Genomic DNA, 14,147 nt, shown 5'->3' on the forward strand with positions numbered 1-14,147 from the left:
GGTCTGTTGCTGCTATTGCGAACCTTGAAATCGTAGCCGACATGTGTATGCCGCCCGCTTCCCGTTTTATTGGGTGAGAAGCGGGCGGCATGGGGCCGTGCGGTGTGGTGCGGTGTGGGGTTACGGGCGCCAGTCGATCAGGAGGCCGTCGTAGAGCTCGGCGTCCGTGAGCTCCAGGGGGGTCGGGCCCGCGTGGAAGAAGGCCGCGTTGTCGGTCTTCAGCTTGCGGAGGTAGTCGAAGGCCTTGTTCTCGTGCTCGCCGAACGCGACGAACGAGAAGAAGACGCTGGGGTGGGACTTCGCCGCGTCCGTGAGGGACTGGGTGGCCGGGGTCTTCGCGTCCGGGGCGCCGTCCGTCTGGAAGACGACCAGGGCGGGGGTGCCGGGGGCCTTGGCGCCGGCGTTCTCGTCGTAGTGCGCGAGTACGGCTTCGACGGCGGCGTGGTAGCTGGTACGGCCCATCCGGCCGAGACCGGCGTGCGCCTCGTCGATCGCGTTCTCGGGGGAGGCGGGCGTGAGGTCGGTGGTGCCGTCGACCTCGGTGGAGAAGAAGACGACGTGGACGGTGGGGTTCTCGCCGGCCGGGGTGAGGCGGGTGGCGAGGGCGAGGGTCTGGTCGGCGAGGGCCGCGGCGGAGCCGTCCTTGTAGTACGGGCGCATGCTCGCGGAGCGGTCGAGGACGAGGTAGGTGGCGGCGTGGGTGCCGGTGAGGGCGGCCTTGGCGAGGGCGCTGGATGCGGCGTCGCCGGGGGCCGTGGCCTCGGCTTCGCCTTCGGCCTCCGTGTTCCCACCCGCACCACCCGTGACAGTTTCGTTGTCGGGTGCGGGTGGCCCCTGTGGGGCGGATTCGCCGTCGGCGGCTGCGGCGGCTGCCACGGGTTCCGGGGTGGATTCGGCTGCCGGCTCGGGCGCGGACGCGAGCTCGGGCTCGGGCGCGGGTGTTGCGGCGGCTTCGGCCTCCGGTTCGGCGGCGGCTTCGGCTGCGGGCTCCGGTTCGACAGCTGCTTCGGCCGCCGGCTCCGGTTCGACTGCCGCTTCGGCTGCGGGCTCCGGTTCGGCGGTCGCCTCGGCTGCCGGCTCCGGCTCGGAATCGGGCTCCGACGCCGGCTCCGGCTCGGTCACAGACGCGGGCTCCGTCTCCGGCTGCGCCACCATCTCGGGCTCCGCCGCCGGTTCTGCCTCGGCCGTGGCCGTCGGCTCCGAGGCCGTCTCCTCGGGCGCTTCCGTCGTCGGCTCCGGCTCGGCTGCCGCTTCGGGCTCAACCTCGGCTTCGGCCTCAACCTCAGCCTTGACCTCGGCCTCGGCTTCCGCCGTCGGCTCCACCGGCTCCACCGGCTCCACCGTCACCTCGGCCTCGACCTTGATGACCGGCTCTGCTTCGGCCGTCGGCTCCGATGCCTCGGGCTCGGCTGTCGGCTCGGCCTCGGCCACGGGCTCCGGCGTCTCGGGCTCAGTCGTCGGCTCTGCCTCCGCCTCCGGGGTCTCCGGCCCGGTCGTCGGCTCGGCTTCAGCCGCAGGCTCGGCCGCGGATTCGGTCGTCGGCTCTGCCTCTGCCGTAGGGGCGGACTTGGGGTCCGTTGTCGTGGTGGGCTCCGGTGTTGCTTCCGGCTTGATTTCCACCTCTGGTTCGATCAGGCGGGTTGCCTGCTTCGGAACCGTTACGTTGTCGAAAGCTGCTGAGACCAGATCGTGTTCGTCGGTCGATGCAGGGCGGGGCTCCGGAACTGCCGCCGAGGCTTCCGGTTCCGGCTTCGGCGCCTGCTGCTTCGACTGCGAAGGGAGCTGGTCCGCACCCTCTGCCTCGGCAGGGCGCGGCTTTCGCGACCTGCCGAATGCGTTCCGCAGGAGAGTGAGAATGCCCATGTGCGCAACCCTTCGCGTGAGTTGATACCCGTCAATCGCTGGCCAGGACGGACACGTAAGGTTAGCGGCCCCAGGTTGCGATCTTGGGGAGGGTCGATGACTCCTGTCGGGCGAGCGGCGGTCGAGTCCCAGCCCGTTTCCAAGTACCTGTCGGCATAGGTCAGTTCATCTCCCGTTCATTCGGCGGCTGTTCGCGTGCACAGCCACGCCCCTACCGTCACGCTCACGCCAAGAGTTCGCAAGGGGAGAGTAAAGTGCGCAAGCTGCTGCCGATCGTAGGAACACGGGCCCACTCGCATCCGGGCGGGCGGTCCGCCCTCACCTGCCGGTTCCGGTGCGGTGACGCCTGCTTCCACGAGGTGCCCAACACCAGCTCCAACGCCTACGTGGGCGATGTCATCGCCGACGCCGTGAGCCGTCGGAGCGTGGTGCGGGCCGCGGCGGTCGTGGCCGTCGCGGTGGGTGCGGTGGGTGGCGTGGGTGGTGCGGGTGCGGTGTCCGCCAGTGCCGCCACCGGCGGCGGTGCCTCCAAACCCGCTGCCGGGGCCCGGGGGCTCCGGTTCGGCTCCGTCGCGCCCAACACCGCCGACACCGTCACCGTTCCGGACGGCTACGGGCAGAACGTCGTCGTGCGGTGGGGCGAGCCCATCCTGCGCGGGGCGCCCAGGTTCGACCCCGAGAACCAGACGGCGGCCTCCCAGGCGGGGCAGTTCGGGTACAACAACGACTTCCTCGCGCTGCTGCCGCTGCCCGGCGAGCCGCGCCGGCAGATCCTCGTCGCCAACCACGAGTACACCGACGAAGTGCTGATGTTCCGCGGGTACGACGCCGCCAACCCGACCCGCAACCAGGTCGAGGTGGCCTGGGCCGCGCACGGGCTGGGGGTGGTGGTCGTGGAGGAGGACCGGAAGACCGGGGCGCTCACCGCCGTATCGCGGCATGCGCTCAACCGGCGGGTCACCGCCACCACCGAGTTCCGGCTCACCGGTCCCGCCGCGGGCAGCGGTCTGCTCCGGACCTCCGCCGATCCGAGCGGCCGCAAGGTCCTCGGGACGCTCAACAACTGCTCCGGCGGCACCACCCCGTGGGGGACGACCCTGCACGGCGAGGAGAACTTCAACCAGTACTTCGCGAACGGCACGCGGGCCACGGACAAGCGCTACGGGCTCGGGACCGGGGCCACCGAGCGGAAGTGGGAACGCTTCGACAAGCGGTTCGACGTGGCCCAGGAGCCGAACGAGTCGCACCGGTTCGGGTATGTGGTCGAGCTGGACCCGTACGACCCGGAGTCCACGCCGCGCAAGCGGACCGCGCTCGGGCGGTTCAAGCACGAGGGCGCGACCGTGCGCATGACCGACGACGGGCGGCCCGTCGTCTACTCCGGTGACGACGAACGGTTCGACTACTTCTACAAGTTCGTCGGCAGCAAGAAGATGAAGCGGGGCAACGGGCGGGGCGTGCGGGAGCACAACGCCACGCTGCTCGACGAGGGGACGCTGTACGTCGCCCGGCTCACCGGGGACTCGCCCGCCATCGAGATCGACGGGACCGGGAAGCTGCCCGCGGACGGGGAGTTCGACGGGAGCGGGGAGTGGATTCCGCTGGCCACGGCGACGGCGGGCGGTGCCGTCTCGCACGTCGAGGGGATGAGCGCCGAGGAGGTGTACGTCTTCACGCGGCTCGCCGGTGACAAGGTCGGCGCGACGAAGATGGACCGGCCCGAGGACATCGAGCCCAGCCCGCGCACCGGCAAGGTGTACGTCGCGCTCACCAACAACACCAACCGGGGTGTCGGCGCGAACGCCGCCGCCGACGAGGCCAACCCCCGCAACGCCAACAAGCACGGGCACATCCTGGAGCTGACCGAGCGCTGGAACCGCGCCGACAGCACCGGGTTCGCCTGGACGCTCTTCCTCGTCGCCGGTGACCCGGAGGACCCCGCGACCTACTTCGCCGGCTTCCCCAAGGACGACGTCAGCCCGATCTCCTGCCCCGACAACGTCGCCTTCGACCCGCACGGCAACCTGTGGATCTCCACCGACGGCAACCAGCTCGGCTCGCACGACGGCCTGTTCGGCGTGGCGACCACGGGGGCCAGGCGCGGTGAGCTGAAGCAGTTCCTGACCGTGCCGACCGGCGCCGAGACCTGCGGTCCGCTGGTGCAGGACCGGCGGGTGCTGGTGGCCGTGCAGCACCCCGGTGAGATCACGGGCGCGAGCGTGGAGAACCCCGCGAGCACCTGGCCCGACGGGCCCGGCAAGATCGTGCGGCCCGCCGTCGTCGCCGTGTGGCGCAAGGACGGGTGCGACATCGGCGTGTGACGGAAGTTGTCAGTGACTGTGGTCGGTGGCGTTGGCCGGTGGCTGTGGTCAGTGACAGTGATCAGTGGGGGGAGGCGATCGCTCTTGCCGCCGCCACCTCCTGGCGCAGTGGTTCCAGGACGCTGTCCGGTGGGCCCGTGAGGTCGGTGCGTACCGCGACCAGGGTCTCCGAGCTGCGGACGCCCTCCGCCAGCTCGCGCAGTTGCAGGGTCACCTGATCGACCTCGGCCCGGTCCGGGGGCGGCGCTCCGTGCCGTACCCGGACCCGGGCCGCCGTCGTCGCGTCGACGATGCGTTCCACCGCGACGACCAGGGGCCACCAGGCCGCCGCCCGGCGGCCGGTGGGCGGCGGCTCGGTCAGGGCGCGCTGGAACTCGGTGCGGACCACGGACAGGTCCCGGTAGAGGCGGCGGCGCAGCCGGGCGCGGGCAGCCGGCTCCGCGCCGGGCCTGAAGGCCAGCTCGACATAGGCCGCCGTGTCCGCCACCGCGTCGGCCAGCCGGTCGCCGACCCGGGTGCGCCAGCTCTCCGGCCACAGCAGGTACCCGGCGATCAGCGCGATCGCGCAGCCCATCAGGGAGTCGAGGAGCCGGGGCAGCAGCAGGGCCGTGCCCTGGTGGTTCAGGTTGTCCGAGAGGAGCAGGATGACCGGGGTGATGGCGGCGGTCTGGAAGCCGTAGCCCCGGGGGGTCAGGGCCGGGACCAGGGGCGCCAGGACCATCATCACCGGTACGTCCCACCAGCCGCGCGGTACGACGGTGAGGACCGTCGCCGCCACCACCAGGCCCGCCACCGTGCCGAGCGCGCGCAGCAGCGCCCGGGAGAAGACCGAGCCGAAGTCGGGCTTGAGGACGAAGGTGATGGTGAGGGCGACCCAGTAGGAGCGCGGGACCGGGACCAGGGAGACCAGGGCCTGCGCGATGCCGATGCACAGGGCGAGGCGGATGCCGTAGCGCCACGAGTTGGCGGAGAGCACGACGTTGCGGGCGGCCCGTGCGGTGCGGATGCCGAGGGCGGCGGGGCGGCCCAGGCGGTCGTCGATGCCGCGGGGGTCGACGTCGGGGCTGGTGGCGACCTCGGCGACGTGCCGCAGGGCGTGGTCGACGGCCCGGCCGGTCTCGTTGCCGGGCGCGGGCAGGTCCAGCCCTGTCGGGCCGGTGTAGCCGGTCTCGATCGCGTCGGCGATGTGCAGGACCGCCGTCGGGACCTCGGGCGGCAGCGGCTTTCCGGCGCGCCGGGCGAGCCGGACGGCGGGGGCGGCCTCCACCACCGGGGTGATCGCGTTCAACTGGGCGAGCATGCGGGTGAGTTCGCTGCTGCGGCCGTGGTACCGGGCGCGCCGGGCCAGGATCAGGTCGTACGCCTCGTTCAGCGACTGGGTGACGGTGTGCCGGGCGCGGTCGTACGCCTCGTCGTCGTCGCCGTCGCTGACGGACAGCAGGTCGGCGACGGTGCGGTAGGCGGCGGCGACCGCCGAGCGTTCCGGTACGCCCGAGCGCAGCGGCCAGGCCAGCAGGGCGAGGAGCAGGACGAGCAGGCCGCCGCCGGTCATCAGCACCGGGGTGAGCCACCAGGCGCCGGGCAGCGGCAGGCCGGCGCCGATCACGGAGTTGAGCAGGAGCAGCAGGCCGGAGACGGAGGAGACCGCGCCGATCGTCGAGATCATCCCGGAGAGCAGCGCGATGCCGGTGATCACGGCGACCGTGAGCCAGCCCTGGCCGTAGACCAGCGAGCCGACGGTGACGCCGACGGCGCCGAAGAGCTGCGGGACCGCGATGTTGAGGATCCGCATCCGGTAGGCGTCGGCGGTGTCGCCGATCACCCCGGACAGGGCGCCCATCGAGGCGAGCGCCCCGTACGCGGGCTGTCCGGCCGCGAGCCCGACGACGAGCGGGAGGCTCATGGCGAGCGCGGCGCGGGCGAGGGCGGCCCAGTTGAGGGGGGCGGCCTGCTGGGGCCGGAGGTTCCTTACCAGCCAGTCGGGAGGGGTGAGGCCGATGGGGAACTCGCGGGACATGCGCCCATTATCAGGGCTTGTGCCGGTGGAGCGTGATCTCCACGACGAGGGCACGGTGGCCGGTGTCGGCGACGGCAGCAACGAGGCTGCGGGCACCGCTTCGGGGGCTGCCGCCCCCGGCCCCCCCGCATCGGCCTGAACGGCCTCGTCCTCAAACGCCGGACGGGCTGGGGTGGGTGCTGTCCGGCTTTCGGGTTTGGGTTTCGGATGGGTTGGGGTGGGTGCTGAAGGGCCTCGTCGTCAAATGCCGGGCGGGTTGGGGTGGGTGCTGAAGGGCCTCGTCGTCAAATGCCGGGCGGGCTGGGATGGGTGCTGCCGGGCTTTCGGGGGGCGTGATTCTTCGTCGAGTCGTGCCAGGAACTCGCCCAGCGCCCGGTTGAACTCCTTCGGCTGTTCCAGGTTGGGCATGTGGGACGCCCCGTCGATGATCCGGAGTGTGGAGTCGGGGAGGAGGGCGTGCATCGCCTCGGCGTCGGAGACGGGGGTGTACGCGTCGTCCGCGCCGACCACGATCAGGGCGGGGACCGTCGCCCCGGCCAGCAGCGGGCGGTAGTCGGGGCGTTCGGCGCGGCCCCGCAGGGCTGCCGCGGCGCCCTCGGGGTGGGTGGCCGTCATCATGCGGTGGACGTGGGCCTTCACGTCGGGGTGGGCGTGCGGGGCGACCATCTTCTCCAGGACCTCGTCGGCGTAGCCGCGCATGCCCTCGCTCAGCAGCCGGTCGGCCATGGCGTTGCGGGCCCGTCTGCCCTGCGGGGTCTCGGGGTCGGGGAAGGTGTCGGCCAGGACCAGGCCGCGGACCCGGTCGGGGCCGAGGCGGTCGTAGCACTCCATCGCGATCTGGCCGCCCATCGACAGGCCGGCGACCACGCAGGTCCCTATGTCCAGTGCGTCGAGGAGTTCCTCGAGGTCCGCCGCGAAGCGGGCGAGCGGGGTGCTGCCGGGGGTGACCGGGGAGGCGCCGTAGCCGCGCAGGTCGGGGGCGACGACCCGGCGGGCCGGGGCGAACTCGGCCACCTGGGGCTGCCACATCGTGCGGTCGAAGGGGTGGCCGTGGATGAGGAGGAGAGGGAGAGCGGGCGGGAGGGGGTGGCGCGGGGTGTGCGGGTTGTGTGGTGTTTGCCGGGCATTGTCGTCGTATGCGAGGAAGGGGGGCATGCGGACGACCCTAGGGATCCACAACTTCTCGGTGCAATAAAATCTTTGCGCTCGGTGCAATGAGAGATGCCGTCGGAGAGGGGACCGCGTGGACGACTTCCGGGGGATCGCCGACCGGATCGCGCTGGACATCGCGCGGGGGCGGCTGCGGGCCGGACAACGGCTGCCGCCGCAGCGGGCGTTCGCGCGCCGGCACGGGATCGCCGCCTCGACCGCCGGGCGGGTGTACGCCGAACTCGTGCGGCGCGGGCTGGTGGTGGGCGAGGTCGGCCGGGGGACCTTCGTGCGGGCCGCGCAGGCCGTGCCGCAGGGGCGGGCGCTGGTCGAGGACGGTGCCGCCCGGGTCAATCTGGAGCTCAACTACCCCTCCGTACCGGGGCAGTCGGAGCTGCTGGCCCCGGCCCTCGCGCCGCTGCTGCGGCCCGACGCGCTCACCGTCGCCCTGCGGCCTGCCGCCGCCGACGGCACCCCGCACGCCCGGGAGGCCGCCGCCGCGCTGCTGGCCACCGGCGACTGGCGGCCCGCCCCCGGCCGCATCCTCTTCACGGGCAACGCCCGGCAGGCGATCGCCGCCACCCTCGGCTCCCTGGTACGGCCGGGCGGCCGGGTCGGGGTGGAGCCGCTGACGTATCCGCTGGTCAAGGAGATCGCAGGCCGGCTCGGTGTCACGCTCGTCCCGGTGCGGGCGGACGAGGACGGGCCGGTCGTCGAGTCCGTGCTCGCCGTGCACCGGTCCGCGCCGCTCTCCGCGCTCTACCTCCAGCCGACCCTGCACAATCCGACGTCGGTGACCGTCCCGGCCGAGCGCCGGATCCGACTGGCGCGAGCCGTGTCCGACGTGGGGCTTCCGGTCGTCGAGGACCGGATCTGGTCGTTTCTGCACGACGGTCCCGAGCCGCCGCTCGCCGCCCTCGCGCCACGGCTGGTCCATCTCGTCGACGGGCTCTCCAAGCGGGTCGCGCCCGGTCTCACCGCCGGGTTCGCCGTCGTACCGGAGGACCGGGTGGGCGCGGTGGCGGCGGCCGTGCGGTCCGGCGGGTGGAGCGCGGGGGCGTTCGCGCTGGAGGCGGCGGTGCGGTGGATCGGGGACGGGACGGTGGCACGGCTCGTGGCGGCCAGACGGGAGCAGGCCGCACGGCGGCAGCGGCTCGTCCGCGAGGCGCTGGCCGGGTTCGCCGTACGGGCCGACCCGCACGGGTACTTCGCCTGGTGGGAGCTGCCCGAGCCGTGGCGGGCGGACGGTTTCACGGCCGCCGCGGCGGCCCGCGGGATCGCCGTCACCCCCGGTACCGCCTTCCGCGTGGACCCGAAGCGGACGCCGGACGCGGTACGGCTCGGACTGGCGTCGGCGGCGGAACCGGAACTGGCGGCGGCCCTGCGGACGTTGGCCGCCCTCGCGGCGCGCGGCCCGCGGCAGCCCCCGGCGGACGGTCAGTCCAGCAGGCCCTCGTAGTCCGGCAGTTTGTAGGTGGTGTCGGCGTAACCGCCGGTCAGGTCCGTCGTGTTGTTGCCGATGTTGGCGATGATGTCGTAGCCGTTCGCCTCGATCGCCTTGCGCTGCGAGGTCTTGAAGTCCGCGACGGACTCGGTCAGCAGCTGGGCGACGGTGCGCGCGTAGAGGCCGTCGACCGTGTAGCCGACCGACTTCAGGTTCGCCTTGGTCACCACGTTGTAGAGGTCGCTGCGGGCGCTGACGAAGAACACGCTGATGCCCTTGGCGTGCGCGTCCTGGGCGAGGGCGAGCACCGGCGGGGTGGCGGGGATCGTGATGCCGCCCTCGAAGTAGGTCTCCAGCGAGGTGTTGTCGATGTCGAGGACGATCGCCTGCTTGGCACCGGAGGTGTTGGCGGCGGCGCGGTTGTCGATGTAGGTCTGCGCGGGACCGGTGACGGCGGCGACGTCGGACAGCCACTGGGCCTCGGTGACGGTCGAGTCGGCGGCCTGGGCGGGCAGCGCGGCGGCGAAGGACAGGGCGAGGCCGGCCGTGAGGACGACGGCGGCTCGGCGCGCGGCGGGACGGTTCATCGGTGGGGGCTCCTCAGCTCACGTCGGCCGCCGGTGTTCCGTACCGGTGGCCGTCGTTGCGCCACGGTGGTCGGCCGGTGCGCCCGCCGGGTGACTCCCGGAGAAGCAGCCGGTTACATGACTGGCATGTTCTGGTCAGGAGTCTGTGAATCGGCCCTGAGTGAACCGGAGTCGGCCGCGCCGGCGGCCGTTCGCACCGGCTCGTCCGGCTCCTCCGGACCGGACCGGCGCAGGCGGCCGCCGATCCAGGCCATCGCGGCCACCGTCAGGCCGAGGGCCAGGAGCAGCCAGGAGACCGTGCGGAGAGTGGAGGTCAGGGCGTCGTAGACGGCTGCGGCGGCCGGGTGCGGGACGTCCGGCGGCAGGTCGGCCAGGGTGAGCCGGCGTCCGATCACGAGGGCGAGGCCGAGCAGGGCGCCGCCCAGGGCCGTGCCCAGCGCGGTCGCCATGACGGCACGGCGGCGGTGGACGGCGAGGGCGATGCCGCCGACCGCGAAGACGACGGCGGCGACGGGCAGCCAGAAGCCGGCGACCTCGAGCACGTGGAACCCCTTCCGGAGCCGGTCCAGTTCGGCCGCCGGGAGTACCGCGACGGCCGTGTGCTGGACCGGGATGCGGGCCGCGAGCGGCACATGGTCCTGGGTGAGCTGGTCCTTGACCTGGGCGGTGACCGGCGCCAGGTCGACGGTGACGGGCTCCTCGCGCTCGTCCTGGAGCGCGCGCAGCACGGCGTCGTGGGTGGCCCGGTTGCCGGCGTCCCAGGCCAGCCGGAACGCCCGGGTCTGGGTGAAGGACCGGACCGCGTCGCGCACGAACGGCGCGACCGTGCCGCGCATCGGCCGGCCGACGTCCACCTCGCGCATGATGCCGTCGCCGACGGTGTCCGCCACGGCGTCCCGGACGTCCGGGTCGTCGGCCAGCGGCGCCATCGTGCTGACGTACTGTCCGGTGTCCGCGAGCCCGTACGCGGCCCAGGCCGCGAGCACGCCGAACGGCAGCAGCAGGCAGCCCAGCGCGATCAGCAGGGCCGACAGGGCGCGCCGGAGACCTGAGGGCGGCGCGGGCCACGGGGACCCCGGGGGCACTGAGGGCACGGTTCCAGGCAAGCCCCTGAGGGCCGGTCAGGCGAGCGGGGTGATGCATTCGGGGCATGCGGGGGTATCGCGGGGCGGAGCGGCGCGCGAACGGGCGGTACGGCGGTGACGGTGGTGACGACGGCGGCGGCGACGGCGGCGACGACGGTGCGGGCCCCCGGAATCCCTTGGGGCGCCGCGCTCCGGTGGAGGGTTGACCCGAACGGGTGTTTCCTGGTTTGGGAGCGTCGCCGGGCGCCCGCGGTGCCTCGGCGACTGGTGAGGGGAAACAGGGGAAACAGGTGGGCCCCGGCCGTGGGGGCCGGGGCCCACGCTCGGGACCGCGCGCGGGACGCGGGGCTACCGGATGCGGTGTCCGGTCGCGTCCTCGTGCGTGTAGAACCGGTAGAACATGACGATGAACGTCACCGCCGCGACCGCGAGCGCCATGCCGACGGACCGGAGGACCGAGTCGCCGCTCTGGCTGTACAGGAAGCCGAAGGCGATGCCGATGAACGCGGTCCACACCACCGCGTGCAGCTCGCGCCGCAGCCGGGGGGCGATGGTCAGCACGGCGAACAGCACCACCGCGAAGACGAGCGCGGTCAGGAAGCCGAACAGCAGGTTCCAGCCGGTGATGGGCCCGCCCATGCGCCGGTTGGCCGCGGCCCAGTAGCCGTAGATCAGCCCGGTCACGACCGGTACGGCCATCCGGGCCCTGGCGTGCATCCGCGTACTGAACACGTCGGGCGTCCGGCCGCTGCGGGGCATACCGCCGGACGTGGGTGCAGCTTGAGCCATGAGCGTGCTCCTCTCTCCTCGCCCCCACCTTCCAGAGCACACCTGCGGGTACCCCCTGGCAAGTCGGTCGGCACATCTCGACGGCGTCCCGTAGGCGTCCCGTACGGCGTTCCGTACGACGGCTTGCACGGCGTCCCGTACGACGTGCGACGCGTCCCCGCCCGTGTTTCCCTGACTCTCGTGACCGACCACCAGGCCCTGCGGCGGCTCAAGGAGCTGCTGTGGGTCAGGGGCCGGAGCATCGCATGGGCGGCGCCGCTCCTGCTGCTCGCCGGGATCACGGCGGTCGACCTCAACACCACGGAGCGGTTCCGGATCGTCTCCTGGATCGTCCTGGTGCCCGGTATCGCGGCGGCGATCTGCGGGGTGTGGACGACGGCGGTCTTCGCGGTGCTCTCGGTCCTCGACTACGTCGCCGTGGACAGCGCCTGGCCCCAGCAGCACCAGGCCGGTCTGCCCGACTTCATCCTGGTCACCTTCGCGGGGCTGCTGGCCATCCTCGCCTGCGTGGTCCGCAGGCAGGGCGAGCGGCGGATGCTGCACATGCGGGACATCGCCGAGACGACCCTGCGTACGGTGCTGCGGCCGCTGCCGCAGGGGTGGGCCGGGCTGGAGCACGCGGCGGTGTACCTGGCCGCCGACAGCCTGGCCCGGGTGGGCGGCGACTTCTACGACATCCAGCCGGGGCTGTACGGCACGCGGGTGCTGGTCGGGGACGTGCAGGGCAAGGGGCTGGGGGCGGTGGAGACGGCGGCGGCGCTGCTCGGGACGTTCCGCGAGGCGGGGTACCACGAACGGGACCTGGCGACGGTGGCCGACCGGCTGGAGACCCGGATGGTCCGGCACCGGGGCCATACGGTGGCGCTGGGCCGGGACGACGGCGACCGCTTCGCCACGGCGGTCCTGCTGAGCTTTCCGCCCGACTCCCCGGACGTCGTGGAACTGATCAACTTCGGTCACGAGCCGCCGCTGGCGGTGGGGCCGACGGGGGTACGCCCCCTCCCCCCGGGCCACGGACTCCCCCTCGGCATGGCCGACCTGACGACCACGGCCGGCCCCCCACCCACCCTGACCGTCACCCTCGCCCCCGGCGAGACCCTCCTCATCACCACGGACGGCGTGACCGAGGCGAGAAACGCCGCCGACACCTTCTTCGACCTCACCAGGACGGCAACCCTCGCCCCGACCCCCGCGCCGCCCCTCCTCGTCACCCACATCCGCGACGCCGTACTCCACCACACCCACAACCACCTCTCCGACGACACCACAATCTTCGCGGTACGCCGCACGGCAACCCCCTAGGGCCGCGGGGCAAGGGGAGGGCGGACCGGAACAAAGCAGCACGCCGCACCGCAACCGGCCGGCCGTCGGGGGCGGGCGGGGACAATGCAGCACGCCGCGACGCAGCTCCCTAGGGGCGCGGGGAACTGCGCGACCGGCCACGATGGCGCTGCACTCCGCAACCGGCCGGGAGTCCAATGGCGGGTAGCGGCAGTTCGGCACCGCCGAGCCGCACCGTCATGGCTGAGCGCCGTCGCGGCGGGGAAAGAAGGCGGCGGCAGTGCCAAGGAGAGCGGGGATGCCAAGGGGGGCGGGGGTGTGAAGGGGAGCCGGGGTGTCGAGGAGAGCCGAGGTGTCAGGGGGAGCCGGGGTGTCAAGGGGAGTGAGGGTGGTCGTGGGGGGAGGGTGTGGGGGGCGTACCGGTTGTTACCCGGGTCAAAGCTCCCCTGTGGCACCCGCTTTGCAAGCGCAGCGGTTACCGTGCTGGCGTAAGTGAAAACGGGGAACAAAGGGGGAGGGCCGGATGCCCGGAACCGTGCTGCTGATCGCGGCCTCGCCGACAGGCAAAGCGCGCATGGTGGACGCGGCCTCCGTGCTGTCCGTGCTCGCGGCCGTGCCCCCGGCGATACTCTCCGGCACCGACACCGCGAACGTCGTCGAACTCGCCGACCCCCTGGAACCGCAGGCCGTCCTGACCCGGCTGCGGGCCGCCGCGGCCGCCCCCGGCCCGCTCACCGTCTTCGTCACGGGCCAGCTCCACCTGGACCGCAAGCAGCGGCTGCCGCACCTCGCGCTGGCCCGGACCACGCCCGCCACCGTCCGCTACACCGGCCTGCCCTGGCACTGGATCCGGGAGGAGCTGAGGCTGCGGCCGGCCGGGGCGACGACGCTGGTGCTCGACCTGCACGCGGACCCGGAGACCTGGGAGCAGCTGCACACCGTTCCGCTCGACTGCGGGCGGAACAACACCGTGCACGGACGGATCGCGCCGCCGCCCGCCCGGCGGGGGGTCGCCGTACCGTCGTACATGAAGGCCGTGGCGACCGTGCTGCGGAGCGGGCACCGGCCGGCGATGGCGGAGCTGCACCGGCAGGTGCTCGCGCGGCTCGGGGCGGAGGCCGCCGCCGACTTCCTGCTCAGCACGCACACCCCGGACAGCGGGGATCCGCACGACGCCATCAGCGCGGCGGTGCGGGACGGCCGGTACACCGAGGCGGACGATCTGGCCGCCCGCTGGGAGCAAGCGGCCGCACGAGCGCACGGGCCGGCCTCCGAGGACGCCCTGCACTGGTCCGAGGTACGGGCCGACCTCGCGATGTTCGCGGGGGACGCGGCCCGCAGCTGCCGTACCTGGCTGACCGTGGCGCACGCCCGGCTGGCCGCGGGGCAGCCGGCCGACGCACCGGCCGTCGAGGCGGCCGTGGACCGGGCCCACCACCAGTGGGGCGCCATCAAGGACACGGCGCGGGCCCGCGAACTCGGGCCCGCGCTCGCGGAGTTGAGACTCAGGGTGCCGGGCCGCCGGGAGGGCGCGCTGGAGAACGTCCAGCAGCACCTGCGGCAGTTGCAGACGAACTAGCCATTCACGACAAGCGGCCGCACGAACCTGCT

The 14,147-nt window shown here is 73.0% G+C and carries 10 protein-coding genes; 4 read left to right on the forward strand and 6 right to left on the reverse strand.

The features are described 5' to 3' along the window. Positions 1-120: 120 nt before the first annotated feature. Positions 121-1,431: a VWA domain-containing protein gene (locus tag ACGF5O_RS18445; protein ID WP_393810904.1), complete on the reverse strand. Its 1,311-nt coding sequence runs from the start codon at positions 1,429-1,431 to the stop codon at positions 121-123. 686 nt (positions 1,432-2,117) lie between these two features. Here ACGF5O_RS18445 and ACGF5O_RS18450 point away from each other — a divergent pair. After that, positions 2,118-4,184, forward strand: coding sequence for a PhoX family protein (locus ACGF5O_RS18450; RefSeq protein ID WP_393810905.1), 2,067 nt, complete (start codon positions 2,118-2,120; stop codon positions 4,182-4,184). Between the two features lie 61 nt (positions 4,185-4,245). On the opposite strand, the gene ACGF5O_RS18455 is transcribed toward ACGF5O_RS18450, so the two are convergent. Further along, the gene (locus tag ACGF5O_RS18455) at positions 4,246-6,201 is read right to left on the reverse strand and encodes an FUSC family protein (protein ID WP_393810906.1); all 1,956 of its coding nucleotides are present in this window, start codon (positions 6,199-6,201) and stop codon (positions 4,246-4,248) included. Positions 6,202-6,441: 240 nt separating this feature from the next. Continuing rightward, positions 6,442-7,356, reverse strand: a complete 915-nt coding sequence (locus ACGF5O_RS18460) for an alpha/beta fold hydrolase (protein WP_393810907.1) — start codon at positions 7,354-7,356, stop codon at positions 6,442-6,444. Between the two features lie 88 nt (positions 7,357-7,444). Here ACGF5O_RS18460 and ACGF5O_RS18465 point away from each other — a divergent pair, with 88 nt between their 5' ends. Beyond that, positions 7,445-8,809 carry a PLP-dependent aminotransferase family protein gene (locus ACGF5O_RS18465; protein ID WP_393810908.1) on the forward strand — a complete coding sequence of 455 codons (1,365 nt, stop codon included), beginning with the start codon at positions 7,445-7,447 and terminating at the stop codon, positions 8,807-8,809. Here the strand turns inward: ACGF5O_RS18465 and ACGF5O_RS18470 are convergent. The 3 genes from ACGF5O_RS18470 to ACGF5O_RS18480 form a co-directional block, all read right to left on the reverse strand. Beyond that, on the reverse strand, positions 8,788-9,381 hold the full coding sequence (locus ACGF5O_RS18470; protein ID WP_393810909.1) for an HAD family acid phosphatase: 594 nt from the start codon (positions 9,379-9,381) through the stop codon (positions 8,788-8,790). The genes ACGF5O_RS18465 and ACGF5O_RS18470 overlap by 22 nt on opposite strands. Positions 9,382-9,494: 113 nt before the next feature. Then, complete coding sequence (locus tag ACGF5O_RS18475; protein ID WP_393810910.1) at positions 9,495-10,475, reverse strand: hypothetical protein; 981 nt, start codon at positions 10,473-10,475, stop codon at positions 9,495-9,497. A 339-nt stretch (positions 10,476-10,814) separates the two neighbouring features. Beyond that, the gene (locus tag ACGF5O_RS18480) at positions 10,815-11,255 is read right to left on the reverse strand and encodes a hypothetical protein (protein WP_393810911.1); all 441 of its coding nucleotides are present in this window, start codon (positions 11,253-11,255) and stop codon (positions 10,815-10,817) included. Between the two features lie 180 nt (positions 11,256-11,435). Between ACGF5O_RS18480 and ACGF5O_RS18485 the strand changes: the two genes are divergently transcribed. Then, positions 11,436-12,557, forward strand: coding sequence for a PP2C family protein-serine/threonine phosphatase (locus tag ACGF5O_RS18485; protein WP_393810912.1), 1,122 nt, complete (start codon positions 11,436-11,438; stop codon positions 12,555-12,557). Between the two features lie 502 nt (positions 12,558-13,059). After that, positions 13,060-14,115, forward strand: a complete 1,056-nt coding sequence (locus ACGF5O_RS18490) for a hypothetical protein (RefSeq protein WP_393810913.1) — start codon at positions 13,060-13,062, stop codon at positions 14,113-14,115. The last annotated feature ends 32 nt before the right edge of the window (positions 14,116-14,147 follow it).

This window comes from Streptomyces sp. NPDC048291 (genome assembly GCF_043201715.1).
Classification (GTDB): Bacteria; Actinomycetota; Actinomycetes; order Streptomycetales; family Streptomycetaceae; genus Streptomyces.